Genomic DNA, 24,737 nt, shown 5'->3' on the forward strand with positions numbered 1-24,737 from the left:
TGTCGGCTGTTGTGAAGTGAGGTTCAGGAGGACGGGGTGGGCGGGGCGATCATCCAGAGCACCTCGGCCGTCTCGTCGCTCTCGTTGACGACCCGGTGCGGGACCGAAGTCCGGTATTCCACGCTGTCCCCAGGGTCCAGCACGTGGACGTCGCCGGATCCGGTGGGGCCGAGCCAGAGCGTGATCCGCCCGCGGACCACCAGGATGATCTCCTGGGAGTCGCCGTGGGTGTACGGCTCGGTCCCGGTGGAGGAGCCGGGCTCGAACTCCCCGGCGTAGATCTCGACGTTCTGCAGCGGGCGCTGGGAGATCAGGAACTTGCGCGTGCCCGGGGCGGTGCGCAGCTCCGGACGCGCCTCGCGGCGTACCACGCGGTGCCCGACGTGGTCGTCCTCGTTGAACAGATCCGCGACCGTGAGACCCAGTGCCGAGGCGATCCGCCGCAGCATCCCGATGCTGGAGCTGGTCTGCCCGCGCTCCAGTTGGCTGATGAAGCTCGCGCTCGCCCTGGCCTGCGCCGCGAGAGCACGCACGGTCATGCGGCGCATGTTGCGGTAGGCGCGGATTCGCGCACCCAAGCGGGCGTTCTCCGACTCCGTCATCGAACCTCTCGATTGGCTGCACTGAACAAGTTGTTAAGTGGCAATGAAAGGACCGTACAGAGGGGGCGGAAGGCCCAGCAAGGGGGAGGGGAATAACGAGTGCGTAAAGGGTGGATCAGCCGCGGGTGGGGCGCTGGTAGCCCTCGTCGCCGCCGTATACGCGCAGGTCGGGGTCGTGCTCCGGCTGGGTCGCCGGGCTGGTGGGCGAGGCGGTGTGCTCCATGGCGAAGTCGTCCGACAGCTCGGGCGGCGGCGGGAACAGGTAGTCGTGCCAGGTGATCCGGCCCTTGGGCGTGGCCTCGGTGAGGAGGGCGCCGGCGCGCTGGGCCGCGTACAGCCTGCCGGGGAAGCGGAGCGGCAGGCGGGGACGGTTCCGGCCGTGGGCGCACTGCCAGGTCCTGACCAGGTCCTCCATGCCGACCACCTCCGGGCCGCCGAACTCGAGCACGCTGCCGGAGGGACCCGCGGCGAGCAGCGCGGCCACCCGCGCGGCGACCTCGCCCGTGTGGACCGGCTGCCAGGGCAACGAGCGGTCCACCGGCAGCGCCGGGGACGCCAGGAAATCGGCCAGCCGCCGGTCGAGCCACTGGTGGAACGGGGTGGCGCGGAGCACGGTCCAGCCCAGGCCGCTCTCCGCGACCAGGCCCTCGGCCGCCAGCTTGTCCTTGAGATAGCCGACCGGGGCCCGGTCGGCGCCGACCACCGAGGTGAACAGCAGGTGCGAGACCCCCGCCGCGCGGGCGGCGGTCAGCAGCATGCGGGTGCCCGGCACGTCGGCGGCGCCGCGCCCCTTGCGGCCGCTCGTGGCCAGGTGCACGACCACCTCGACGTTCCGGACCGCGTCGCGGACGCCGCCGTCCGAGATGAGGTCGCCCCACGCCCACTCGACGTTCCCGCGGCTCTCCCGCCTGGTACGGCTCAGCGCTCGCACCTGATGACCGGCCTTGACCAGCGCGGGCAGCACCGCACCGCCCAGCGTTCCCGTGGCTCCAGTGACCAGAATGCGCATGCCGCTCCCACTACCCCGCAAATCCCCCTCGATGACACCAAAGAGCGCTGAACAGCGACAAAAACGGCGGGGGCCGGCGGGAGATCGCCGGGTCGTGTCTGCACGCGGCCGAGCGGGGTAGTCGGCCCCCATGGCTCGTATCGCATCGGAATCCCTGGTAGAACGGCTCGCGGAATGGGGCGTGGACACCGTCTTCGGCCTGCCGGGCGACGGCATCAACGGAATCATGGAGGCGCTGCGCCGCCACCGTGACCGGGTGCGCTTCGTCCTGGTGCACCACGAGGAGGCCGCCGCCTTCATGGCCACCGCCTACGCCAAGGCGACCGGCCGGATCGGCGTGTGCCTGGCCACCTCGGGGCCGGGCGGCATCCACCTGCTCAACGGGCTCTACGACGCCAAACTCGACCACGTCCCCGTACTGGCGATCACGGGCATGCAGGAGACCTCCGTACTCGGCACCGGCTACCAGCAGGAGGTCCACCTGGACCGGCTGTTCGCCGACGTCGCCGAGTACAACATGCTGATCAGCAACCCTTCCCAGCTCCCCTCGCTGGTGGACCTGGCGATCAGGACCGCGTACGCGCGGCGCGGCGTGGCCCACCTCACGCTGCCCAACGACATCCAGGTGGCCGAGGCCGGGGCGGACCCGTACCGGCACGTGGCCCCGGCCAGGACGCCGCACACCATGCCCGTCTACCTGACGCCGCCCGGGATCCCCCGGCCCGAGGACATCGAATGGGCGGCCGAGGTGCTCAACCACGCCGAGCGCCCGGCCATCCTGGTCGGGGCGGGTGCGCTGGGCGCCCGGCAGGAAGTGCTGGCCGTGGCCGAGGCCCTCGGCGCGCCCGTGGTCAAGACACTGCCCGGCAAGGCGGTCATCCCGGACGACTCGCCGTACACGACCGGAGGGATCGGGCTGCTCGGCACCCGGCCGAGCGAGGAGTTGATGGACGACGCCGACGTGCTGTTCATGGTGGGCACGAACTTCCCCTACTCCGCGTTCCTGCCGGAGACCGGACCGGGCAGCGACCGGGCGCGGGTGGTGCAGTTCGAGGCGGAGCCGACCAGGGCCGGGGCGCGGATCGCGACCGACGTGCCCGTGGTGTGCGACGCCAAGGAGGGCTTGCGGGCGCTGCTGCCGCTGCTGTCCCACCGGGAAGAGAACGGTCATCTGGCGAAATATCAGAAGATGATGGCGAAGTGGCGCTCCGAGATGGAGTCCCTGGAGAACCCGGACCGGGATCCCATCGCCCCGCAGTACGCCATGTCCGTCGTGGACGACCTCGCGGCCGACGACGCCATCCTGACCTGCGACAGCGGCACCATCGCCACCTGGGCGGCCCGGCACTGGACCATCCGCGGCGAGCGCGAGTTCTACCTGTCGGGCACGCTGGCCACCATGGCGCCCGGCCTCCCGTACGCCATCGCGATGCAGCACGCCTTCCCCGGGCGGCAGGTCATCGCGTACGTCGGCGACGGCGGCTTCGCCATGCTGATGGCCGAGTTCCTGACCGCGGCCCAGCACCGGCTGCCGATCAAGGTGGTCGTGAACAACAACAACTCGCTCGGCCAGATCCTCTGGGAGCAGATGGTGCTCGGTTACCCGGAGCACGGCGTGCGCTTCCACCAGCCCGAGGCCGACTTCTCCGTCTGGGCGCGGGCGTGCGGCGGCTTCGGGGCCAAGGTCACCAAGTCGGGCGACGTGGCCCCGGCCATCCGGCAGGCGCTGGAGCACGACGGGCCCGCGCTGGTCGACGTGGACGTGAATCCGAACGAGCCGCCCATGCCCGGCAAGGTCTCCTACGAGCAGGCCAAGAGCTTCGCCCAGGCGTTCCTCAAGGGCCAGCCGCACAAGGCCGCCATCGCCACGACGTTGTTCAAGGACCGTATCCAGAAGCTGGGGGACTAGCGCAGGCCCTGGAGATCCCGGCCGTGGCGGACAGCAGCGGCTCCACCAGCCGGGTCAGCTCGCGGGCGCGCCGGGAGGAGAGCACGACGCCCAGCGCCGCCACGACCCGCCCGTCCACCAGGATCGGGGCCGCAGCCGAGCACGAGCCCAGCGTCATCTCCTCGTACGTCAGCGCGTAGCCCTGGGCCCGCACCGCCGCCAGCTCCCTGGCCAGCCGCCCCGGCTCGGTGATGGTGTGCGCGGTCGGGCGTTCGAGCTTGCGCGCCAGGTACGACTTGACGAACCAGTCCGGCTCGTGGGCCAGCAGCGCCTTGCCCACGCCGGTCGGGTGCATCGGCAGCCGGCTGCCGGTCCTGGAGACGATGGGGACGGCGTGCCTGCCGTGCACCTTGTCCACGTACAGGACCTCCAGGCCGTCGCGGACCGCGAGGTGGACGTTCTCGCCCGTCGTGCCGAACAGCTCCTGCAGCCACGGATGCGCGAGCTCGCGCATCCGGCCCGGGGCGAGCTGGCCCAGCTCCCACAACCGCAGCCCGACCCGCAGCCGCCCGTCCGGCGCCCGGCTCAGCGCCTGCCACCGCTCCAGCTCGCCGACCAGCCGGTGCGTCGTGCTCAGCGGCAGCCCGCTGCGCCTGGCCAGATCGGTCAGGGACAGTTGCGGATGAGCAGCGTCGAACGCCCCCAGGATGGACAGCACCTTGGACGTCACCGAGCGCCCGGGTTGGCGTGATCCACCTGCCATGCGGCCCATCCTGCACAGTTCTTCCGCTCAGTGGAAGGGGCCTATCGGCTTATTCACGCTTGAGGCAGGATGCTTCCCTCATGCGAACTCAGGTCGGGATCATCGGCGCAGGCCCCGCGGGACTGCTCCTTTCTCACCTGCTCCACCTGCGCGGCATCTCCTCCGTGGTGCTGGAAAAACGCAGCCGCGACCACGTCGAGCGACGGGTACGGGCCGGGGTGCTGGAGCAGGGCACGGTGGACACGCTGGTCGAGGCGGGGGTGGGGGAGCGGCTGCGCCGCGAGGGGCTGCCGCACCACGGCATCGAGCTCAGGTACGGCGGCGCGGGCCATCGGATCGCCTTCGAGAAGCTGGTGCCCGGCAGGTCCATCACCGTCTACGGCCAGCAGGAAGTGGTCAAGGACCTCGTCGCGGCCCGGCTCGACGCCGGTGGCGACGTGCGGTTCGAGGTCGAGGACGTGGCCGTGCACGGGCTGGAGTCCGAGCCCTACCTGACGTTCGGCGGCGAGCGGCTCGACTGCGACGTGATCGCCGGCTGCGACGGCTTCCACGGCGTTTCGAGGCCGTCCATCCCCGAGGGCGTGCTGAGCGTGTTCGAGCGGGAATATCCCTTCGCCTGGCTGGGCATTCTGGCCAAGGTGGCACCGTCATCCGATGAGCTGATCTACACCAGGACCGATCGCGGCTTCGCGCTGCACAGCATGCGCTCGCCCACCGTCAGCCGCTTCTACCTCCAGGTCCCGGCCGACGCCCGGGTGGAGGACTGGCCGGACGAACGGATCTGGGCCGAGCTGCGGGCCAGGCTGGAGAGCGTGCCGGGCTTCACGCTGACCACCGGCGAGATCACGGAGAAGGGCGTCACGCCGATGCGGGCGTTCGTCGCGGAGCCCATGCAGTACGGCCGCCTCTACCTGGCCGGCGACGCCGCCCACATCGTGCCGCCCACCGGGGCCAAGGGGCTCAACCTGGCCGTGGCCGACGTCCGGGTGCTCACCGAGGCGCTGGCCGCCTACTTCGAACGCGGCTCGACCGAGCTGCTCGACGGCTACTCCGAGGCGTGCCTGCGGCGGGTGTGGCGGGCCCAGCACTTCTCGTGGTGGATGACGACGCTGCTGCACACCTTCGAGGACGACGACCCGTACGGGCGGCGGCTGCAGCTGTCCTACCTGGACTACGTGACCTCCTCGGAGGCCGCCGCCACCACGCTGGCCGAGAACTACGTGGGCCTGCCGTGAGCGGCGACGGAGGGCTGCTCGCCCCGGTCTGGGCGGGCACCGAGGCCGAGCGGATCACCTCGGACCCGGCGTGGGTGCGGGCCATGCTGGAGGCCGAGGCGGCGCTCGCCCGCGCGCAGGCCCGGCTGGGACTGATCCCGGGCGAGGCCGCGGCGGCCATCGACCGGGCGGCCGCCGCGCTCGTCATCGACCCCGCCGACCTGGCACGCCGCTCCCGGCCGTCGGCCAGCCTGGTCGTCCCGCTGGTGGCGGACCTGCGGCGGGCCGTGCCCGGCGCGGCCACGTACGTGCACCGCGGGGCCACCAGCCAGGACATCATGGACAGCGCCGCCATGCTCGTGGCCACCCGGGCCGTCCGCGGGATCGTCGGCGAGCTGGGCGTGATCATGCGGGACCTGTCCGAGCTGGCCGAACAGCACCGGGACACCGTGATGGCGGCGCGGACGCTGGGGCAGCAGGCGGTGCCGACCACGTTCGGGCTGAAGGCGGCCGGGTGGCTGGCGGGTCTCATGCGGGCCCGCGCCCGGCTGCGCGAGCTGCGGTTGCCCGCCCAGCTCGGCGGCGCCGCGGGCACCCTGGCGGCCTTCACCGAGCTGGCCGCCACCGAACTGGGCATCGCCGAACTGAGCCCCGTCCAGCCGGGCACGGACCAGCCGGGCCCCGACCAGCCGGGCCCCGTCCAGCCGGGCACGGACCAGCCGGGCCCCGACCAGCCGACCAGCGACCAGCCGGGCGGGGCGGGGCCGGGTGCGGCGGCCTTCGGCGCGGGGGCGCGCGTCGCGCTGGAGCTGGTGGAGCTGTTCGCCGCGGAGATCGGGCTGGCGGCACCGGCGGTCCCATGGCACGCCGAGCGCTCCGCCGTCACCGACCTGGGCGCCGCGCTGGCAGGTACGGCCCGCGCCCTCGGCAAACCGGCCACCGACCTCGTACTGATGGCCCAGACCGAGGTAGGGGAGGTGGCCGAGTCGACGACCGGCGGCTCGTCGGCCATGCCGCAGAAACGCAACCCCGCCCTGTCCGTCCTCGTGCGCTCGGCCGCGCTCCAGGTGCCCGCGTACACGCAGCTGCTCGGCCAGGTGGGCGAGCACGAGCGGGCGGCGGGCGCGTGGCAGGCGGAGTGGCTGCCGCTGCGCGAGGCGCTGCGCCTGACCGGCGGCGCGGCCGAGACCGCCGCCGAGCTGGTGGCCGGGCTGCGGGTGTTCCCTGAGCGGATGCGCGCCAACGCCGGCCTGACCGGTGGCCGCCTGGTCGCCGAGCGCCTGGCCGCCCGCCTCGGCCGCGAGGCCCTGGCCGAGGCGCTCGCCGCCGAGGTCCCGCTGCGCGACGCCCTGGCCGAGGCGCCCGCCGCCGAGGTTCCCCTGCGCGAGGCCCTCGCGCCCGCCACGGAGGGCCCGGTCCTCGACGAGCTGCTCGATCCCGAGGGATACCTGGGCGCCGCGCCGGAGCTCGTCGATCGCATCCTCGCCACCTACCGGGAGCAACCGTGAAACTGCATCACCGCATCGACGGCCCCGCCGACGCGCCGCTGCTGGTGCTCGGACCCTCGCTGGGCACCACGATGGACGTCTGGCGGCCCCAGCTGCCCGCACTCAACGGCTCCTGGCGCGTCCTGCGGTACGACCTGCCGGGCCACGGCGGTTCCCTGCCCGCCGCGTCCGGGTTCACGGTCGAGGACCTGGCGGCGGCGGTCCTGGATCTCGTCGAGGACGAGCGGTTCGCGGTCGGCGGCATCTCCCTCGGCGGCGCGGTGGCCGGGACGATCGCCCTCCTCGCCGGGCACCGGGTACGCAAACTGGTGCTGGTCTGCACGTCGGCCAGGTTCGGCGAGCCGGGGCCCTGGCTGGGCCGGGCGGCGCTGGTGCGCGGCAAGGGCATGGCGGCACTCGTGCCGGTCTTGCGGGATCGCTGGTTCACCCCCGGCTTCGACGGCCGGTGGGTGCTGGACATGGCGGCGGAGGCGGACGCCAAGTCGTACGCCGCCTGCTGCGAGGCCATCGCCGCCTTCGACCTGACGGGCCGGCTGGGGGAGGTTGCCGCGCCCACCCTCGTGGTGGCCGGCGCGGACGACCCGGCCACGCCGCTGGACCACGCGCTCACGCTGGCCCGCGGCATCCCGGGGGCGTTCCTCACGGTGGTGCCGAACGCCTCCCACCTGGCGAACGTGGAACGCCCCGACGCCGTCACCACCGCCCTCGTCGGCCACCTGACCGGCGACTACCGTACGGCGTACGGCGACAGCCCGCCACCGCCGGCCGCCGAGACCGGTCCCGACCGGTTGGCGGCCGGGATGCGCACCAGGCGGGAGGTGCTGGGCGACGCGCACGTGGACCGGGCCGTGGCTGCCACCACCGACTTCACCCGCGACTTCCAGGAGTTCATCACCCGCTACGCCTGGGACGAGATCTGGAACCGGCCGGGCCTGGACCGGCGCACCCGGAGCTGCGTCACGCTGACCGCGCTGGTGGCGGGCGGGCACCTGGAGGAGCTGGCGATGCACGTACGCGCGGCCTTACGCAACGGGCTCACCCGGGACGAGGTCAAGGAAGTGCTGCTCCAGGCGGCCGTCTATTGCGGGGTCCCGGCGGCGAACGCGGCCTTCGCGGTGGCCCGGCGCACGCTCGCGGAGATCGACGCCGAGGGTCTTTGACCTGGTGGATGCCATAGGGTAGGAAGATGGTCTTCGAGGAAGGATGGGCGGTAAAGCCCCTGCGCTGGTTGATGGACGAGATGGGGGAAGCCCAGCTCGCCAGGATGGGTGACGAGCCGGGGCTGGTGGCCGCCATCGACCAGCACGCGGCGGAGTTGCGTGACACGGTTCCGCTGGACAAGGAGACCTTGCGCGACTATCTGCTGGGCTTCCTCGACGAGCTGCGGGACCGCGGCTGGGTCTTCGACGGGCGGCTCGACCCTCCCGCGCTGCGGCTGATGGCGGTCTGCTGGCTGGCCCGCGAGCTGGGCTACTTAGAGGACGGCCGCCGGGCCTGACCCGCCCCGCCCCCGCCCTCCGCCTTCCCTACCGTCCGCCCCCTCCTCAGCACCCGCGCCCTCGTGAAGCGCGCCCCGTGAGCCGCGCCCCCGTGAAGCGCGTCCCCACGGCCCGCGTCACCTTGATCGGGCGGTCGTGACCAGAGCGGCGGGTTCAGCGGGAGGTCCGGTTGCCGGAGCCCTGGTCGCGACCGGCGATGCCCGGGTCAGCCGGGTGGCATCTCCGAGCGGTGCACGCCGCCGACCTCAGGTGCCGTGTAGATGGGCTGCGTCGTCTCGGACATCGACCGGGCGTGGGCGAGCCCCCGCTGGTACGCCTCCGCGTGCGCCCTGGCCTGCGGCGCCTCCGCCTCGATCCGGCCCAGCCAGCGCTCCCAGCGCTGCTGCATCGGCCGGATGAGCCCGCCGCCGAAGCCGATGGCCGCGATCGCCCCCAGGGTGGCGAGCACCGTGATCAGCACCGGGGTCGTCACCGTGGTGGCCACGCCGATCTGGTTGAGCGCGGCGATGATGCCCAGCGCCCAGATGAACACCGACGCCGCGGCGGCCAGCCAGTGGCCGTAGGACAATCCGCCCAGCATGCCTTCGAGAACGTCCTTGACGGCCCTGGCCACCGCGCCGGCGACCACGATGATCACGATGGCGACGATGGCCTTGGGCAGCCATCCGACCACGCTGTTCAGCATGTTGGAGATCGGGTTGGGCCCGAAGACGCTGAAGGCGATCTGCAGGGTGACCAGCGCGATCGCGTAGAAGACGATTCTCGCGAGCAGGCTGCTGGCGTCGTACTTGCTGCGCTCCAGCGCCCGCCGCACGCCGCTGCGCTCCACGGCCCGGTCGAAGCCGACCCGCTCGAGGATCTTGTCGACGATCTTCTCCAGAGCCTTGGCCACGATGTACCCGATGATGAGGATCACCAGGAACGCGATCAGCTTCGGAACGAACGTCGCTATCTGCCGCCAGGCGTCCGTGATGCCCTGGCCTATGTTGATGTCCACGTTTGCCTCCCCCGAGAAGCCGATGCAACGGCGCTACCCGCACCGAGTCGATCTATACACGCAACGCTACCGAAAGTTCGCACTAAGCGACATTTTGCCTAAAGCTCCCGTACGGCGCATTGCACCACCGCGAACGGCTAGACCACGGAGTCCCCGGCGGGCCGGGTCATGATGACGAAGGGGCGGCCGTCCGTCGTGGCCTCGAATGTCGCCGTGGGAGTGAAGTCCAGCCCCCGCAGGACCCGCTGCGCGCGGAGGTTGAAGCCGGCGACCGTCACCCGGAAGGCCGCCGGCCGGAATCGGGCGGTCCCGTACGTCAGGCCGGTCGCGATGGCCTGCCTCCCGAGCCCGCGGCCGGTCAGCTCGGGACGCAGGCCCCCGCCGGTGTCGAGCGCGGACCCGTCGTACACGCCACCCGGCACCTGCCCGTCGACGCCGAACACCCGGAATCCGATGAGCCGGCCCTCGTGTACCAGCGCGAGGTATCCGTTGCCGGGATCGGTGAGGAACGCGGCTTCCACACCCGCGAGGTCATAGCAGTCGTACGGCGGGGGGTAACGCCAGGCGATGATGTCGGCCGCGTATTCCCTGGTCATGTCAGCGATCTCCACGGAGCCCATGTCAGCAGGCAGACTCCTGACAGGTCAACGGAGATACGCCCCGGCATGGCTCGCGGTGAAGGCCAGGAGCGGGGTGGCGGTCCGCGGCGGGTCCTCGAGGATGGGCGAGTGCCCGAGGCCGGGCAGCAGCTCGACCTTGGCGCCCGGTACGGCGCGGTAGTCGGCGGCGGAGGAGGATCGCCATCGGCGGTCGTCCTCGCCGAAGATCACCAGGAGCGGCTTGCCGAGCACCGCCAGCCGGTCAGGGAGCGTCCGCTGCGCCATATAGTCGCTGGTGGCCCGCATCGTCGTGGTGAGCGAGTAGTAGGTCATGGCACGAACGTCGTCCAGAAGCTCCGCCGGGACCTCGTAGCCCGGGCGGCTGAACCCGGTGCTCCCGAACTGGCGGAGCTGCTCGTCGGTCGGCGGCCACGGCGAGGGTGCGATCGCGGCGGACCCGGTGGCGATGAGGGCGTCCAGGCCGGGGCCGGCGTTGATGAGCACGAGCGCGGTCACCAGGTCGGGTCGCTGCTCGGCGAGGGCGGTGGCGACCGCCCCGCCGCTGGAATGGCCGGCGACGACGGCGTGCTCGACGCCGAGCCGGTCCAGCGCCGTGCCGACCCTGCGTGCCTGGTCAGGGAGCGCGTAGCCGGAGCCCTCCGGTTTGGCTGACCGGCCGTGCCCGAGCAGGTCGATCCGGATGACGTGATGGTACGGGGCCAGTAGCGGGACCAGCGGGTCCCACGATCGGGTCGAGGCAGCGGATCCGTGGATGAGCAGGAGCGCGGGGGCGTCGCGGGGGCCGTCCTGGCACACGTGGATGTCGCCGCCGTCCAGGGACAGGGTGGAATGCTCGGTAGTCCCGGCGCCGCCCTTCACGTGCGGTACGCCGTCAGAAAGGGTCATGAGGCCACTGTCGTGGCCGGTGTACGCCGGCGGATTGGACAAATGTTCCCCCGGCGGGCGCGCGTAGCATGGGGCCGTGCGGAGGTTCGTCCACGGTGCGGCTGTGTGGGACGTCGCCTGCCCGCAGCGGCCCAGCCGGGTGGCCGGGGTCACCATGGCCGGGTTCCGGGTCGGTGACCTGGACGCGCTCCGGATGGTTCCGCACCCGGCGGTGACGCTGCTGCTGGACTTCGGCACCGGTTCGCCCGTGGTGGATCATGCCGCCGGGCGGCAGCACGGGGGAAGCCTGGTCGCCGGGCCGGGGTTCGGATCCGGCGGCGCGGTTTGGGCGCGGGGTGAGAACGTCGAGTGCGTACAGGTGCGCCTGTCCCCGGTGATCGCACGCGCGGTCCTGGGCGTCCCGCCCGCCGGTCTCGACGGCGCCGTGGTGGCCCTCGAAGACCTGTGGGGCCGGGAGGCGTCACGGATCCGCGAGCGGCTGAGCAAGGTCCGCTCCTGGCAGGAGCGCTTCGCGTTGACGGACGCGCTGATCGCCCGCCGGCATGAGGAGGGGCCGCCGGTGGACCCGGAGGTGGCCTGGGCCTGGGACCGGATCGTCGGCGGGCGCGGCCTGGTCCGGGTCGACGGGCTGGCGGCCGAGGTCGGCTGGAGCCGTAAGCGCCTGTGGTCCCGGTTCTGCTCGCAGCTCGGCCTGCCGCCCAAGCGCGCCGTGAAGCTGGTCCGCTTCGACCACGCCGCCCACCGCCTGGCCGCGGGTGAAGGCGCGGCCCGCGTCGCCGCCGACTCCGGCTACACCGACCAGTCCCACCTGCACCGGGACGTCATGACGTTCACGGGGGTGACCCCGGCGACCGTGGCCGGCGAGCGGTTCCTGGCGGTCGACGACCTCGCCTGGCCGCCCAGAGCGTCACGCCCGAGCCTGAGACGGCTCCTGAGCCCGAGCCGGTAGAGGAGCCCGCTGCCTCGGAGGAGTCCGTAAGGGCCCCTCCTCATGGCGCTTCGGGGCACTTGTCTGGTTCGGAGCGGACGGTTAGTGTTCTTGGTGAAGCGATCCAGAGTGATGAGCCACGGGGATGCTGGCTGGTCACTCAGGGCCGACGAAGCGGCTGGATCATCCGCGATGCCCGTGCAGGCGGACACGCGGTCATGGGGGGAAAGGCGCGCAAGCGTCTGGGAAGTGACCCAACGGACCGTGGACCGGGATCGCAGATGATCGTTCTGAACGCAACGTGGCAGCGAGTGGCGCTCGGCGCGCTCTTGGTTCTTCTCCTTATCCCGGTTGTCGCCATCATGGCGCCGGCGTTGCCCATCCTGATCTGGCGGCCGGAGGGACGTGAGTTCGTTCTTGCCCTGTTCGACAAGACCACGGAACTGGCGCGGGCGCTCGTGCCACGGAATGACGGCGGCGACAAAGCCGTCGAAGGCGAGGGCCTCAAGCTCGCTCCAGCCGATCAGAAGAGCGTCGGGTCGGCAGCGAGCTGAGCGAGATGAAGGACTCGACCCGCGAGCTGAGGCCTGTTAGGCCTGGTCTGCTGTGGAGCCTGGTGGACGATACTGGGATTGAACCAGTGACCTCTTCCGTGTCAGGGAAGCGCTCTCCCGCTGAGCTAATCGTCCTTGTTGAGTTGTGGGAACTCAGAGCGGAAGACGGGATTCGAACCCGCGACCCTCACCTTGGCAAGGTGATGCTCTACCACTGAGCCACTTCCGCATGGGGCTGTCTTTACCTTAGCGGATCCCGAGGGGCCCGCTGATCACCGAGGTGGAGACGGGATTTGAACCCGTGTAGACGGCTTTGCAGGCCGCTGCCTCGCCTCTCGGCCACTCCACCAGGAGACTTGCTCCGAGCGGAAGACGGGATTCGAACCCGCGACCCTCACCTTGGCAAGGTGATGCTCTACCACTGAGCCACTTCCGCGTGAACCCCACACGACGTGCGCCGGGCCACGGGAAAACCATATCGTCTTCCCGGAGTGCCCGTGCGCAACGAGAGGCCGGTGGGGCCAAATTCAGCGGATCAGGCGGACATCCTTGGCCATGACGAACATCACGCGGTGCCCGAGCTGGATCTGGTAGTAGCGCACTGTGCCGGTGGTGGTGACGTGCCTGGACGGGTCGAGGGCGTGGGCCGAGTAGTACGAACCGGTGATCGTGTCGCCCACCGTGTACTCCTGGCCGGGGGCGATCCTGTACTGGAGCGGCGTCAGCGGCTGGTACGACGCGCTCTTGTACGCCGACCTCTCCGGGTACGCGCGGCCGTACACCCTGACCTTGGAGGTCAGCGGCGTGACCACCGGGCCCCTGGCCGGGATGGCGGTGGGGTTGGCGGGCGGGTTGTGGAACCAGGCCTTCTGGCCGAGATACCAGATGGCCGTCCAGTCGCCCTCGGTGCCCGCGACGGCGTAGCGCTGGCCGGTGGAGGCGCGGGCGCCGTGGTCGTACACGCTGTACGTGCCCGGCTTGTCCCCGTGCTTGCCCACGTCGGTGATCAGGGGCGAGTCCTCGCTGGGCTCCTTGTGCAGCCAGACGGTCGCGGCGCCGTGGCGCGGGCACGCCTGGGAGGGCTTGGTGGTCACGCAGCCGGTGAAGCGCGGGTGATGGTCGTTGTACGACGGACGGATGATGATGGAATCGCCGTTCTTGGCGGGCTTGAAGGGCTTGCCCATGAGCGCGAAATAGTGGGCCCAGTCCCAGTACGGCCCCGGATCCTCGTGCATTCCTGCGACCATTTCCGGGGTGGTGCCGGGTACGTTGTCGTGGCCGAGGATGTGGGCGCGGTTGAGAGGGATGTCGTATTTGTCGGCCAGATATTTCACGAGTTTGGCGGACGCGCGATACATCGCCTCCGTGTACCAGGTGCCGCCTTTGGCCAGGTAACCCTCGTGCTCGATGCCGATCGAGCGGGTGTTGACGTCCCAGTTGCCGGCATGCCAGGCGATGTGCCCCGTCGGAACATGCTGGGCGACATGCCCGTCACGGGAGCGGATCGTGTAGTGCCAGCTCACGTACCTCGGGTTGCGGATCATGGAGGGGATGCCCTGGTAGGTGCCCTCGGTGTCGTGGATGACGATGTAGTCGACCGACCTGGCCCGGCTCATGCGGTCGTGGTTGCCGTAGTCCCGGTCCTTCTTCTTGCCGAACCGTTTATGGGCGGCGGGCATCCATTCGCAGGTGAGGGAGGAGGGGCACTCCGTCCGGTCGCCGGACGACGACCGGTCGGGCGATTCGGCCGCGCCGAGCGCGCTGAACTCGCCGGGGTCTTCGGGATAGCCGTACGGGGCGGGGTAGCCGGAATCTCTGGGGTAACCGGAGGTATCGGGATACCCGAACGTATCAGGGTAGCCGGAGGGGCCGGGGTCGTCGCCGGTTTCCCAGCCGTCGGCGCCATAGAGCTCGCCATCGGGCGCGTACCCGTTCGCCCTCGGCCCTGCGGTCTGTCCGTAGCCGGGAAGCCGGCGCTTCTTCGCCTTCGGCTTCCAGCGTGATCGCGGCGGCCCGTAGAGGTCGGCCTGGTCGTCGGTGTCGATCTCCGCGCCGTTGGCGAGCGGCAGGTCCGCGCCGAACAACTCGTCGGGGACGGGCCGCCCCTCAGGATCCGGCCGCCCACCGCCCCCAGCCCGCTCGGCCACCTCGGCGTGCGCACCGCCCCCAGCCCGCTCGGCAGCCTCGGTACGCGCACTGGCCCCAGCCCGCTGGGCAGCCTCGGTACGCGCACCGGCCGTGGCGCGCTCGGCTACCCCGGCCCCCGCCTCGTCCAGGACCCGCTCGTCGGCGCCCACGCGCCCATCGGCCCCAGCCCGCCCACCGGTCCCGGCCTCCCGGCCGGTGGCCGCTTGCGTTCCGGCTCCGGTCTGCCCGCCAGTAGCCGATTGCGTCCCGGCCTGGCTGCCGGTGGCCGCTCCCTCCTGAGCGGCGGCTGCCCGGCCGGTGGCCGCGTCGTCGGGGGTGGTGGCGGTGTCCGGGGTGGCCGCCTTGCCCGTGGTGGTGGCCTGGCGGGCCGCGCCCGGGGCCGGTAGGCCGGTTACGGGGCGCAGGCGTACCAGGTGGCCGTCGTCGGTCAGGCGCTCCATCCCCTGCCTCATCACCGAGAACACCTCGTCGGCGAAGTCACGAGCGGCCTGCGCGTCCTCCGCCCCCGAGTACCGCGCGACCGCCCCGTACCAGTCGGCGGGGTCGGCGCTCGGACGCTTCTGGTAGGAGGCGAGCAGGGCGGCGCCGGCCCGGATGTTCTGGGCGGGATCCTGCCGGAGCCGGGCCGGATCGACGCCGATCAGCCTCCCCGCCTCGGGCAGCGTCGTCCTCGGCGGGGGCGGCTGGGACATGCGCAGCGCCGAGGTGGGGGAGCGGTCGGCGTACTGGTGCCGCATCGGGCGGGCCGCGTCGCCCCTGGCGTCGCCCAGGGCGTCGGCGATCACCTCGCCGGACGCCTCGCCCGCCACCAAGCCCGCCGACAGCGCGCCCGCCTGGAAGGCGTCCACCAGGTGCATCGGCCCGTAACCCCCGGCCGTGCTCGGCTGTCCCGCGTTCGCGTCCCAGCGCGACTCCAGGTACGAGACCCCGAGCAGCACGCTTTCCGGCACCCCGTACTCCCGCGCGGCGGCGGCGAAGTCGGCCTGCCGCCCCGTGGCAGGCCGCTCGGCCTGGCGTCCGGGCGCGACCGCTTGGGTGGCGCCGGCGGGTGCGGTGAGGGTTCCGGCGGTCAGGACGACAGCGAGCCAGTGCTGCATGGACATCTCCCCATGGAACGTCACGGTACGACTACTCAACGTGACCATTCCCAGGAAAGGGATGTGTCAGACGGGTCGGATGATACGCATGGGATCAGTGGGATCCTCGGCGAAGCCCGCATGCCCCTCATCGGCCGTCAGACGCGCATAGGCAGGCGGCATCGCGCTCGCAAGCCGCCTCAAGCCCGTTCAAAGGACGGAACGTGCCGAACCCGCTCCCACCACGGCCTCTCCGACAAGTATCGAACGCGGTCAATGTGCGTTGAAGTTAATTCCTGCCCGATATCGGGCAGGATGTTGGCGTGTCTCATTCCAGAGCCGTAGTGTCCTCGTCTGTGTCCCCGGCACGGCATCCCTACGAAGACCTCATCGCCCACCTCACCAGGACGAGCCCCCTGGGCCCTGGCGAGGCCGCCCGCGTGGTCGCCGACGTGCTGGCGTACTTCTCCGAGCCCGTCGAGGAGTTCGTCCGCCGCCGTCACGGCGAGCTGAAGGCGCGCGGTTTCACCAACGACGAGATCTTCCCGAGGATCGCCGGCGAATTACGCGGCCGCCGGGTGGCCGCGCCGGAGCTGTCCCTGCGGCAGCTGCGCAGGATCGTCTACGGATAACGGACACCAGACGCCGGGTTGCCGGACAATCGGATAAGGGAGAGACCTCGATGTGCGGAATCGTGGCCTATGTCGGCCCCAAGGACGCCGCGCCCATCCTCCTGGAGGGCCTTCAACGGCTGGAATACCGGGGCTACGACTCGGCCGGGGTCGTCGTTTCCAACAGAGGACTGAAGGTACGCAAGGTCAAGGGCAGGGTGGCCGACCTGGCCAAGGTCGTCCCGGTGCGGTTCAAGGGCGGGCTCGGCATCGGGCACACCAGGTGGGCTACGCACGGCGTCCCCAGTGACACCAACGCCCACCCGCACCTGTCGGCTGACGAGCGCATCGCGGTCGTGCACAACGGCATCATCGAGAACGCCTCCGACCTGCGCGCCAAGCTGGAGGCCGACGGAGTGGTGTTCGCCTCCGAGACGGACACCGAGGTGCTCGCGCACCTGATCGCCCGGGGCGCCGACGAGAACGACACCCTGGAGGAGGCCGTCAGGAAGGCGCTCAAGAGCGTCGTCGGCACGTACGGCATCGCCGTGATCGACGCCGAGCGTCCCGGCGAGGTGGTCGTGGCGCGCAACGGCAGCCCGATCGTGCTCGGCATCGGCGAGAAGGAGATGTTCGCCGCGTCCGACGTGGCCGCCCTGGTCCGCTACACGCGCCAGGTCGTGCACCTGGAGGACGGCGAGCTGGCCGTGCTCAAGGCCGACGGCTTCCACACCTTCGCCAGCGACGCCCGCGAGACGGCCAAGGAGCCGCTGACGGTCGACTGGGACGCCGGCCACTACGACACCGGCGGCTACGAGCATTACCTGCTCAAGGAGATCTCCGAGCAGCCCGAGACGATCACCCGGACGATGAGCGGGCGGCTCGACGAGCGCTTCCACGTGGCGCACCTGGGCGGGCTCAACATGGACGCCCGCGAGACCCGTTCGTTCCGGCGAGTCAAGATCATCGGGTGCGGGTCGGCGTACTACTCGGGGCAGATCGGCGCGCAGCTCATCGAGGAGCTGGCGCGCATCCCGGCCGACGCCGAGCCGGCCAGCGAGTTCCGTTACCGCAACCCGGTCGTGGACCCCGACACGCTCTATGTCGCGATCAGCCAGTCGGGCGAGACGTACGACACGCTCGCCGCCGTACAAGAGCTCAAGCGCAAGGGCGGCCGGGTCATCGGCATCGTCAACGCGGTCGGCAGCGCCATCGCCCGCGAGGTGGACGGCGGCATCTACCTGCACGCGGGGCCGGAGGTCTCCGTGGCCTCGACCAAGGCGTTCACCTCGACGTCGCTGGCGTTCGCGCTGCTCGCGCTGCACCTGGGCCGGGTGCGCGACCTGTCGCCCGCCGACGGGCGGCGCGTCGTGGAGGGCCTGCGCAGGCTGCCCGGCCAGATCGAGGAGATCCTCACCCAGGGCGACAAGATCGCCGAGCTGGCGCAGAAGTACGCCAAGCACCCGAGCATGATGTTCGTCGGCCGGGTGCGCGGCTACCCGGTGGCCCGCGAGGGCGCGCAGAAGCTCAAGGAGATCTCGTACGTGCACGCCGAGGCCTATCCGGCCAGCGAGCTCAAGCACGGGCCGCTCGCGCTGATCGGCCCCGACATGCCGACGGTCGCGATCGTGCCCGACGACGAGCTGCTCGACAAGAACCTCACCACGCTCGGCGAGATCCGCGCCCGGGGCGGCCAGGTGCTCATGGTCGGCCACCGCGAGCCCGACGCCAAGCTGGCCGACGACGTGATCGTGATCCCGAAGAACGAGATCGAGCTCGACCCGATCCTGCTCACGATCCCGTTGCAGCTGCTCGCCTACCACGCCGCCGTGGCGCTCGGCCGCGATGTGGACAAGCCGCGCAACCTTGCGAAGAGCGTAACCGTGGAATGAGTAACGCCAATTCAGCCACAATCGCCTCAAGGTAGTGTTATCTGGCTTCAGACGACATAAATTCGATAACGTGCGGCAGTTCGACCATGAGAGGCCCAATCTCGCACGCATGTACGATTACATGCTCGGCGGGAGGGACAACTTCGCGGTCGACCGGCAGGCCATCGACAGGCTCGCCGAGCTGATCCCGGAGGCGGTCCCGCTGGCCCGCGCCAACCGGGCCTTCCTGCAGCGTGCCGTCCGTTACGTGGCCGCCGCCGGAGTGCGGCAGTTCATCGACCTGGGCAGCGGGCTGCCGACCCAGGGCAGCGCGCACGAGGTCGCGCCCGAGGCCCGGGTCGTCTATGTCGACCACGACCCGGTGGTGGGCGCGCACGCGAAGGTCCTGCTCAGGCCCACCAAGCCCGGGGAGCGGGAGCGGGCGGTGTTCGTCCAGGCCGACCTGCTCGATCCCGACGAGGTGCTGGCCGGGGCGGGCACCTTCCTGGACCTGGCCCGGCCGGTCGGGGTGGTGATGGTGTCGATCCTGCACTTCCTGCCGGACTCGGCAGGGCCGCAGCGCGCGGTGGCGGCCCTGCGCGAGAGGCTGGCGCCGGGCAGCTACCTGGTGATCACCCACGCCACCACCATGGAACGGCTGGAGGACGGCGGGCCGGCGCGGCGCGGCTCGTCCGGCGGTGGCGCCGACCGCACGCCGGGGGAGATCCGCGAGTTCTTCGGCGACTTCCCGCTGGAGCCGCCGGGGCTGGTGCAGGCCGTCGACTGGCGTCCCGACCGGCCCAAGCTGGTGGGCGACTGGTCGCTGCCGTCGTCGCTGATGGCGGGTGTCGGGCGAAAGCCCGCATAAAGTCCGGAATTTCATGATCAGCGCCAAGCGTAACCTCCCAGGTGTAACCGTCCGTATTGTGTGAATAACTTGAGGTAAGGGGGAAGGGCTTCGGGGGGAGAGGCGCATGCGCCGGAGGCGGTTTCTCGCATGGGGGCTGGGCGTCGTCACGTGCGCGGCCGGTTGCGGCACCGAGCGTGTCGTCGGCGACATCGTCCGGCCGCGCACCCGGTTCTCGATCAACCCGGCCGCGAGCCGCTGGGCCCGCGTCTGCCGGACGTTCGCGGGTCTGGCCCGTACGGCCGGATACGAGACGGGCACCGGCACCCGGATCACCGTGACCGGCCTGCCGGAGCTGGCCGCCTCCGAGCTGAACAGGGCACGGACGCTGGACCACACCGCCACCCCGCTGTCCAGGCTCATCGGTGACGTCGAGGTGGTGGTCGTGCCCACCAGCTCGCGCTTCAAGGACTTCGACGAGTTCGGCGCCCAGCTGCTCGCCCGGCCCGGCGAGACGATGCTGGCCGGCGGGCCGCAGGGCGAGCCGGACCACCTGCTGTTCGGCCTGATCGCCAAGGGGCTCGGCGCGGACACCAGGCAGGTCGACTACACCGGTTACGCCGGCAGCCAGGAGGCCGTGACCGCGCTGCTGTCCGGCAAGGCCACGGCCGCCGCCGGCCTGCTCTCCGAGTGGCGGGCGAGCATCGGCTCCGGCCGGGTCAGGGCGCTCGCGGTGTCCTCGGCCGTCCGGGTGGCCGACCTCGACGTGCCGACGCTGCTGGAGTCCGGCGTGCGGGTGGACTTCACGGACTGGGTGGCGGCCGTCGGCCCCGAGAGCATGTCCGACGAGAAGCGCGAGGCGGCCCTGCGCATGTGCGACGAGGTGACCGGATCGCCGGGGTGGGAGGCGGCCTGCCGGGCGAACGGGTGGACCTCGATCCCGCTCAGCGGTGACGACTTCGTGTTGTGGCTGGCCTCCGAGGTGGAGCGCACCCGTGGCGTACTGCGTGATCTGGGGCTGCTCGACACCGCCTAGGCCACAACATGCTGGGGTTGTTGCGCGAGCTGCCACTAGATGTAGGATCCTGCTCGTCGCTGGTTCGCCTCCCCCGAGGCGGAGCAAAAGGGAACCCGGTGAGATTCCGGGGCTGCCCCGCAGCGGTGAGCGGGAACGACCGCCGTCATGAGCACTGGAGAGATCCGGGAAGCGACGGCCACTAGGAGCCGGTAGGCGCGCCCGCGAGCCCGAAGACCTGCCGGCGACGCGCCGGGCCGTGTGCCCGGCGGAAGTGTCCAGGGCCTCGAGGGAGGGCCGGAGCGCACGCGGCCGGGTGACCGCGCCGTGCTGCTCTCGCGTGCCCTCACGAGGATTCGCTCGCGAGGAGAGAGAGCACGTGACGCAGATCGTTGAGGTTGACCGCCGCCTGGCCATCGAGGAGGCCGCCGCCCAGGTGATCACCGACCCGGCCAACTCCCGGGTCGCCGCCCGGCTGCTGGCCGAGGAGATCGCCGACGAGGCCGCGGGACACGGGGTGCGGTCGTTCTCCGAGTCCATCGCCGCCACCCACGCGGCAGGGCTGCTGCAGGACGGGCTGGCGGCGTTCGTCGCCGCGCACGCCGCCGAGCTGGACGCCCTGATCTGCGACGACGCGGACGACAGATTTGAATATTTCGGCTTGCGCACCGTTTATGACCGTTACCTGTTGCGCCATCCAGAGACGCGGGCGGTGCTGGAGCGCCCGCAGCATTTCTTCCTGCGGGTGGCCTGCGGGGTGTCGGAGTCGGTCGCGGAGGCGGCCGAGCTCTACGGGCTGATGACCACGCTGTCCTACCTGCCCAGCTCGCCCACGCTGTTCAACGCGGGCGCGCGCCGGCCGCAGCTGTCCTCGTGCTTCCTGCTCGACTCGCCGCGCGACGAGCTGGAGTCGATCTACGACAGGTACGGGCAGGTGGCCCGGCTGTCGAAGTACGCCGGCGGCATCGGCATCTCCTGGACCCGGGTGCGCTCGCGTGGCTCCCTCATCAGGGGCACGAACGGCCACTCCAACGGCATCGTGCCCTGGCTGCGTACGCTCGACTCCTCCGTGGCGGCGGTCAACCAGGGCGGGCGGCGCAAGGGGGCGGCCTGCGTCTACCTGGAGACGTGGCACGCCGACATCGAGGAGTTCCTGGAGCTGCGCGACAACACCGGCGAGGACGCCCGCCGCACCCACAACCTGAACCTGGCGAACTGGGTGCCGGACGAGTTCATGCGCCGGGTGGAGGCGGACGAGGTCTGGTCGCTGTTCGACCCCAAGGAGGTGCCCGACCTCACGGACCTGTACGGGGAGGCGTTCACGGCCGCGTACCGGGCCTACGAGGCGGCGGGGCGATTCGTCCGCCAGATCCCCGCCAGGACCCTGTACGGCCGCATGATGCGCACGCTCGCCCAGACCGGCAACGGCTGGATGACGTTCAAGGACGCCGCCAACCGCACCTCCAACCAGACCGCCCGCCCCGAGAACGTCATCCACCTGTCCAACCTGTGCACCGAGATCCTGGAGGTCACCAGCGACGGCGAGACCGCGGTCTGCAACCTCGGCTCGATCAACCTGGCCGCCCACCTGGCGGGCGGGGACGTCGACTGGGACCGACTGCGCGGCACCGTCCGTACCGCCGTGCGCTTCCTGGACCGCACGATCGACCTCGGCTTCTACCCGACGCCCGAGGCCGAGGCGGCCAACAAGCGCTGGCGGCCGATCGGGCTCGGCGTGATGGGGCTGGCCGACGTGTTCTTCACGCTGCGGCTGCCGTTCGACTCGCCGCGGGCGCTGGAGCTGTCCACCCGGATCGCCGAGGAGATCGCCCTGGCCGCCTACGACACCTCGGCCGACCTGGCCGCCGAGCGCGGCCGGCACCCGTCGTACGCCGACACCCGGGCCGCCGGGGGAGTGCTGCACCCCGACCACTACCTGCCGAGCACGCCGCGCTGGGACGCCCTGCGGGAGAAGATCGCGGGCACCGGCCTGCGCAACTCGCTCATGATCGCCATCGCGCCGACCGCCACGATCGCCTCCATCGCCGGGTGCTACGAGTGCATCGAGCCGCAGGTGTCCAACGTGTTCAAGCGTGAGACGCTGTCGGGCGAGTTCTTGCAGGTCAACCGATATCTGGTGGCCGACCTGCAGGAGCGCGGGCTGTGGACGCGGCAGATGCGCGACGACATCAAGCGCGCCGACGGCTCGATCCAGTCGATCCCCGGCATCCCTGACGACCTCAAGGCCCTCTACCGCACGGCCTGGGAGTTGCCGCAGAAGGCCCTCATCGACCTGGCCGCCGCGCGCCAGCCGTACATCGACCAGTCCCAGTCCCTGAACCTCTTCATGGCCGCCCCCACGATCGGCAAGCTCTCCTCGATGTACGCCTACGCCTGGAAGCAGGGCCTGAAGACCACGTACTACCTGCGCTCCCGCCCCGCCACCCGGATCGCCCAGACCACCGTGGCCGGGACCGCGCAGACCGTGCCGGCGCAGGCCGGACCCGTCGAGGCGGCACCCGTCGAGGCGGCGGTCGCCTGCTCGCTGGAGAACCCCGAGATCTGCGAAGCCTGCCAGTAAGGAGCCCCCCTCGATGCTGCTCGACCCCGGCATGGACCTCACCCTGCGGCCCATGCGCTATCCGGTCTTCTACGACCGCTTCCGCGCCGCCATCCGCAACACGTGGACGGTCGAGGAGGTGGACCTGCACAGCGACCTCGCCGACCTGGGCAGGATGACGGCGCAGGAACGGCACCTGATCAACCGCCTGGTGGCCTTCTTCGCCACCGGCGACTCCATCGTGGCCAACAACCTCGTACTCAACCTCTACCAGCACGTCAACGCCCCCGAGGCGCGCCTGTACCTGAGCAGGCAGCTCTTCGAGGAGGCCGTGCACGTGCAGTTCTACCTGACCCTGCTGGACACCTACCTGCCCGACCCCGACGAGCGGGTCAAGGCCTTCGCCGCGATCGAGCACATCCCCTCGATCCGCGACAAGGCGGAGTTCTGCTTCAAGTGGATCGACTCCATCGGGAACCTGCGGCGGCTGGAGACGGCCGCCGAGCGCCGCCAGTTCCTGCTGAACCTCATCTGCTTCGCCGCCTGCATCGAGGGCCTGTTCTTCTACGGCGCCTTCGCGTACGTGTACTGGTTCCGCTCCCGCGGCCTGCTCGGTGGGCTGGCCACCGGGACGAACTGGGTGTTCAGGGACGAGTCTCTGCACATGGAGTTCGCGTTCGGCGTCGTGGACACGGTCAGGGCCGAGGAGCCCTCGCTGTTCGACGACGACCTGGGCAAGCAGGTCACCCTCATGATCGAGGAGGCCGTGGCGGCCGAACTGGCCTTCGCCGAGGACCTGTGCGGCGACGGCATGCCCGGCATGGGCGCCGAGCAGATGCGCAAGTACCTGGAATACGTCGCCGACCAGCGGCTGACCCGCCTTGGCCTGCCCATCCGGTACGGCTCGGCGAACCCGTTCGCGTTCATGGAGTTGCAGGATGTACAGGAGTTGGCCAATTTCTTCGAACGGCGCGTCTCTGCTTACCAGGTCGCGGTAGAGGGCAGTGTGAGCTTTGACGAGACCTTTTAACTGATAGGGGGCATAGGCGTGCAGTCTCCGGCGGACTGGCCGGTACTCGTGATCTCGGTGGTCGGCGCGATCCTCCTGGTGGAGCTCGCCCGGCGGGTGCTGAACCGGATGGGGCGCAAGTTCTCGCTCGCCCGGCACCTGGTGGAGCACTGTACGTGGCCCGCGTTCGCGACGGCCGCCGTGGTCGCCTTCCACCTGGTGTTCGAGCCGGGCATGTTCGGCTCCGCGCCGGGCGAGCCGGCCATGGCGGCCTCGGTGCAGCGGGCGCTGGGCCTGGTCACGATCGGCGTCGTCACCTGGCTGATCATTCAGGCCGCGTACGCGCTGACGGACGTCGTCCTCGAACGGCTGGTGCTGGTCGAGGGCGACCGCAACCGCCGGGCGCGGCGGATCATGACGCAGATCGGGCTGGTCCGCCGGGTCGCCGCCGCGGTCATCATCGTGATCGCGATCGGCGCCATGCTCTTCTCCTTCCCGCAGGTCAGGGCGCTCGGCGCCGGGCTGCTCGCCTCGGCGGGCATCGCCGGCGCCATCGTCGGCATCGCCGCCCAGCCGACCATCGGCAACGCGCTCGCCGGGCTCCAGCTCGCCTTCAGCGACGCCCTCCGCATCGACGACGTGGTCGTGGTGGAGGACGAATGGGGCCGCATCGAAGAACTCACCCTGACTTACGTCGTGCTCCGGCTCTGGGACGAACGCCGCCTGGTCCTGCCCGTCTCCTATTTCACCCAGAATCCGTTCGAGAACTGGACCCGGCACGGCAGCCGGGTGGTCGCCGTGGTGTTTCTCCGGGTGGACTGGTCGGTCCCGGTCCACCAAATACGCTCGGCGCTCTACGAGTTCCTGCAGGGAAATCCGCTGTGGGACCAGAAGGACTGGACCCTCCAGGTCACCGACGTGCTGCCGAACGGCCTGGTCGAGCTGCGCGCCCTCATGAGCGCCGCCGACTCGCCGTCAGCCTGGGACCTCAAGTGCGACGTGCGCGAGTTCCTGGTCGACTACGTCCGGGAGAACCACCCTGAAGCGTTGCCCCGTTTCCGCGTCGAGACGCCCGAATCCCGGGCCCGGCCGTCGAAATGAAGTGGCACGCGGGCATATCCGGGGTTTACCGT

Annotated in this window: 20 protein-coding genes, 4 tRNA genes, 3 pseudogenes and 1 riboswitch; of the genes and pseudogenes, 15 read left to right on the forward strand and 12 right to left on the reverse strand. The window is 70.9% G+C overall.

The annotated features are described in order from the left end of the window. Positions 1-23: 23 nt before the first annotated feature. The gene (locus BLS95_RS05795) at positions 24-602 is read right to left on the reverse strand and encodes a helix-turn-helix domain-containing protein (protein WP_090929788.1); all 579 of its coding nucleotides are present in this window, start codon (positions 600-602) and stop codon (positions 24-26) included. A 115-nt stretch (positions 603-717) separates the two neighbouring features. Then, a complete protein-coding gene (locus BLS95_RS05800) occupies positions 718-1,611 on the reverse strand; it encodes an SDR family oxidoreductase (RefSeq protein WP_090929789.1) in 894 nt (297 codons plus the stop codon). Between the two features lie 130 nt (positions 1,612-1,741). On the opposite strand from BLS95_RS05800, the gene BLS95_RS05805 reads away from it, so the two are divergent. Next, positions 1,742-3,520, forward strand: a complete 1,779-nt coding sequence (locus BLS95_RS05805; protein WP_090929790.1) for a thiamine pyrophosphate-dependent enzyme — start codon at positions 1,742-1,744, stop codon at positions 3,518-3,520. Here the strand turns inward: BLS95_RS05805 and BLS95_RS05810 are convergent. Then, positions 3,489-4,262 (reverse strand): IclR family transcriptional regulator, encoded by a 774-nt coding sequence (locus BLS95_RS05810; RefSeq protein WP_090929791.1) that lies wholly within the window; start codon positions 4,260-4,262, stop codon positions 3,489-3,491. The genes BLS95_RS05805 and BLS95_RS05810 overlap by 32 nt on opposite strands. A gap of 80 nt (positions 4,263-4,342) precedes the next feature. On the opposite strand from BLS95_RS05810, the gene pobA reads away from it, so the two are divergent. Both pobA and BLS95_RS59755 read left to right on the forward strand, forming a co-directional pair. Beyond that, entirely contained in the window at positions 4,343-5,497 is a 1,155-nt protein-coding gene (gene pobA, locus BLS95_RS05815) for a 4-hydroxybenzoate 3-monooxygenase (RefSeq protein WP_090929792.1), read from the forward strand. Then, positions 5,494-6,045: pseudogene (locus tag BLS95_RS59755) on the forward strand (lyase family protein); the annotation flags it as partial. The gene pobA and the pseudogene BLS95_RS59755, both read left to right, overlap by 4 nt. 102 nt (positions 6,046-6,147) lie before the next feature. On the opposite strand, the pseudogene BLS95_RS59760 reads toward BLS95_RS59755, so the two are convergent. After that, positions 6,148-6,342: pseudogene (locus tag BLS95_RS59760) on the reverse strand (hypothetical protein); the annotation flags it as partial. Here BLS95_RS59760 and BLS95_RS59765 point away from each other — a divergent pair. From BLS95_RS59765 to BLS95_RS05830, 3 genes and pseudogenes are all read left to right on the forward strand, one after another. After that, positions 6,256-6,984: pseudogene (locus tag BLS95_RS59765) on the forward strand (lyase family protein); the annotation flags it as partial. The pseudogenes BLS95_RS59760 and BLS95_RS59765 overlap by 87 nt on opposite strands. Next, positions 6,981-8,144 carry a bifunctional 3-oxoadipate enol-lactonase/4-carboxymuconolactone decarboxylase PcaDC gene (gene pcaDC, locus BLS95_RS05825; RefSeq protein ID WP_245764863.1) on the forward strand — a complete coding sequence of 388 codons (1,164 nt, stop codon included), beginning with the start codon at positions 6,981-6,983 and terminating at the stop codon, positions 8,142-8,144. The pseudogene BLS95_RS59765 and the gene pcaDC, both read left to right, overlap by 4 nt. Before the next feature lie 26 nt (positions 8,145-8,170). Beyond that, the gene (locus tag BLS95_RS05830; RefSeq protein WP_090929794.1) at positions 8,171-8,482 is read left to right on the forward strand and encodes a DUF6401 family natural product biosynthesis protein; all 312 of its coding nucleotides are present in this window, start codon (positions 8,171-8,173) and stop codon (positions 8,480-8,482) included. A gap of 206 nt (positions 8,483-8,688) precedes the next feature. Here the strand turns inward: BLS95_RS05830 and BLS95_RS05835 are convergent, their stop codons facing one another. The 3 genes from BLS95_RS05835 to BLS95_RS05845 form a co-directional block, all read right to left on the reverse strand. Beyond that, the gene (locus BLS95_RS05835; RefSeq protein WP_090929795.1) at positions 8,689-9,480 is read right to left on the reverse strand and encodes a mechanosensitive ion channel family protein; all 792 of its coding nucleotides are present in this window, start codon (positions 9,478-9,480) and stop codon (positions 8,689-8,691) included. Positions 9,481-9,617: 137 nt separating this feature from the next. Next, the gene (locus BLS95_RS05840; protein ID WP_143043596.1) at positions 9,618-10,091 is read right to left on the reverse strand and encodes a GNAT family N-acetyltransferase; all 474 of its coding nucleotides are present in this window, start codon (positions 10,089-10,091) and stop codon (positions 9,618-9,620) included. Between the two features lie 33 nt (positions 10,092-10,124). Then, complete coding sequence (locus BLS95_RS05845; RefSeq protein WP_090929944.1) at positions 10,125-10,985, reverse strand: alpha/beta fold hydrolase; 861 nt, start codon at positions 10,983-10,985, stop codon at positions 10,125-10,127. Positions 10,986-11,061: 76 nt separating this feature from the next. On the opposite strand from BLS95_RS05845, the gene BLS95_RS05850 reads away from it, so the two are divergent. Both BLS95_RS05850 and BLS95_RS05855 read left to right on the forward strand, forming a co-directional pair. Beyond that, on the forward strand, positions 11,062-11,934 hold the full coding sequence (locus tag BLS95_RS05850) for a helix-turn-helix domain-containing protein (protein WP_090929797.1): 873 nt from the start codon (positions 11,062-11,064) through the stop codon (positions 11,932-11,934). Between the two features lie 260 nt (positions 11,935-12,194). Further along, a complete protein-coding gene (locus BLS95_RS05855; RefSeq protein ID WP_090929798.1) occupies positions 12,195-12,467 on the forward strand; it encodes a hypothetical protein in 273 nt (90 codons plus the stop codon). A gap of 60 nt (positions 12,468-12,527) precedes the next feature. On the opposite strand, the gene BLS95_RS05860 is transcribed toward BLS95_RS05855, so the two are convergent. From BLS95_RS05860 to BLS95_RS57640, 5 genes are all read right to left on the reverse strand, one after another. Then, positions 12,528-12,602, reverse strand: a tRNA-Val gene (locus BLS95_RS05860). 22 nt (positions 12,603-12,624) lie between these two features. Continuing rightward, positions 12,625-12,696 (reverse strand) — tRNA-Gly (locus BLS95_RS05865). Positions 12,697-12,745: 49 nt separating this feature from the next. Next, positions 12,746-12,816: transfer RNA gene (locus BLS95_RS05870), tRNA-Cys, on the reverse strand. A 15-nt stretch (positions 12,817-12,831) separates the two neighbouring features. Beyond that, positions 12,832-12,903: transfer RNA gene (locus BLS95_RS05875), tRNA-Gly, on the reverse strand. Between the two features lie 91 nt (positions 12,904-12,994). Continuing rightward, positions 12,995-15,712, reverse strand: coding sequence for an N-acetylmuramoyl-L-alanine amidase (locus BLS95_RS57640; RefSeq protein WP_245764864.1), 2,718 nt, complete (start codon positions 15,710-15,712; stop codon positions 12,995-12,997). Positions 15,713-16,047: 335 nt separating this feature from the next. Between BLS95_RS57640 and BLS95_RS05885 the strand changes: the two genes are divergently transcribed. The 7 genes from BLS95_RS05885 (at position 16,048) to BLS95_RS05915 (ending at position 24,705) form a co-directional block, all read left to right on the forward strand. Next, positions 16,048-16,323 carry a hypothetical protein gene (locus tag BLS95_RS05885; RefSeq protein ID WP_090929946.1) on the forward strand — a complete coding sequence of 92 codons (276 nt, stop codon included), beginning with the start codon at positions 16,048-16,050 and terminating at the stop codon, positions 16,321-16,323. A 50-nt stretch (positions 16,324-16,373) separates the two neighbouring features. Then, positions 16,374-18,194 carry a glutamine--fructose-6-phosphate transaminase (isomerizing) gene (glmS, locus tag BLS95_RS05890; protein WP_090929799.1) on the forward strand — a complete coding sequence of 607 codons (1,821 nt, stop codon included), beginning with the start codon at positions 16,374-16,376 and terminating at the stop codon, positions 18,192-18,194. A gap of 70 nt (positions 18,195-18,264) precedes the next feature. Next, entirely contained in the window at positions 18,265-19,041 is a 777-nt protein-coding gene (locus tag BLS95_RS05895; protein WP_281249952.1) for an SAM-dependent methyltransferase, read from the forward strand. A gap of 106 nt (positions 19,042-19,147) precedes the next feature. Next, on the forward strand, positions 19,148-20,056 hold the full coding sequence (locus BLS95_RS05900; protein ID WP_090929801.1) for a Bug family tripartite tricarboxylate transporter substrate binding protein: 909 nt from the start codon (positions 19,148-19,150) through the stop codon (positions 20,054-20,056). Between the two features lie 43 nt (positions 20,057-20,099). Then, positions 20,100-20,295: riboswitch (cobalamin riboswitch) on the forward strand. Between the two features lie 119 nt (positions 20,296-20,414). Further along, a complete protein-coding gene (locus BLS95_RS05905; protein ID WP_090929802.1) occupies positions 20,415-22,616 on the forward strand; it encodes a ribonucleoside-diphosphate reductase subunit alpha in 2,202 nt (733 codons plus the stop codon). A gap of 13 nt (positions 22,617-22,629) precedes the next feature. After that, entirely contained in the window at positions 22,630-23,625 is a 996-nt protein-coding gene (locus BLS95_RS05910) for a ribonucleotide-diphosphate reductase subunit beta (RefSeq protein ID WP_090929803.1), read from the forward strand. Positions 23,626-23,643: 18 nt separating this feature from the next. Beyond that, complete coding sequence (locus BLS95_RS05915) at positions 23,644-24,705, forward strand: mechanosensitive ion channel family protein (RefSeq protein WP_245764865.1); 1,062 nt, start codon at positions 23,644-23,646, stop codon at positions 24,703-24,705. Positions 24,706-24,737 lie beyond the last annotated feature (32 nt).

The sequence above is a fragment of the Nonomuraea jiangxiensis genome (genome assembly GCF_900099965.1).
Classification (GTDB): Bacteria; Actinomycetota; Actinomycetes; order Streptosporangiales; family Streptosporangiaceae; genus Nonomuraea; species Nonomuraea jiangxiensis.

Excerpts from the sequence above, each read along its gene's own strand:
- pobA (WP_090929792.1), top strand. The coding sequence starts at position 4,343 with ATGCGAACTCAGGTCGGGATCATCGGCGCAGGCCCCGCGGGACTGCTC.
- BLS95_RS05795 (WP_090929788.1), bottom strand. The coding sequence starts at position 602 with ATGACGGAGTCGGAGAACGCCCGCTTGGGTGCGCGAATCCGCGCCTAC.
- BLS95_RS05800 (WP_090929789.1), bottom strand. The coding sequence starts at position 1,611 with ATGCGCATTCTGGTCACTGGAGCCACGGGAACGCTGGGCGGTGCGGTG.
- BLS95_RS57640 (WP_245764864.1), bottom strand. The coding sequence starts at position 15,712 with ATGCAGCACTGGCTCGCTGTCGTCCTGACCGCCGGAACCCTCACCGCA.
- BLS95_RS05900 (WP_090929801.1), top strand. The coding sequence starts at position 19,148 with ATGCGCCGGAGGCGGTTTCTCGCATGGGGGCTGGGCGTCGTCACGTGC.
- BLS95_RS05805 (WP_090929790.1), top strand. The coding sequence starts at position 1,742 with ATGGCTCGTATCGCATCGGAATCCCTGGTAGAACGGCTCGCGGAATGG.
- BLS95_RS05830 (WP_090929794.1), top strand. The coding sequence starts at position 8,171 with ATGGTCTTCGAGGAAGGATGGGCGGTAAAGCCCCTGCGCTGGTTGATG.
- BLS95_RS05855 (WP_090929798.1), top strand. The coding sequence starts at position 12,195 with ATGATCGTTCTGAACGCAACGTGGCAGCGAGTGGCGCTCGGCGCGCTC.
- BLS95_RS05910 (WP_090929803.1), top strand. The coding sequence starts at position 22,630 with ATGCTGCTCGACCCCGGCATGGACCTCACCCTGCGGCCCATGCGCTAT.
- BLS95_RS05810 (WP_090929791.1), bottom strand. The coding sequence starts at position 4,262 with ATGGCAGGTGGATCACGCCAACCCGGGCGCTCGGTGACGTCCAAGGTG.
- BLS95_RS05845 (WP_090929944.1), bottom strand. The coding sequence starts at position 10,985 with ATGACCCTTTCTGACGGCGTACCGCACGTGAAGGGCGGCGCCGGGACT.
- glmS (WP_090929799.1), top strand. The coding sequence starts at position 16,374 with ATGTGCGGAATCGTGGCCTATGTCGGCCCCAAGGACGCCGCGCCCATC.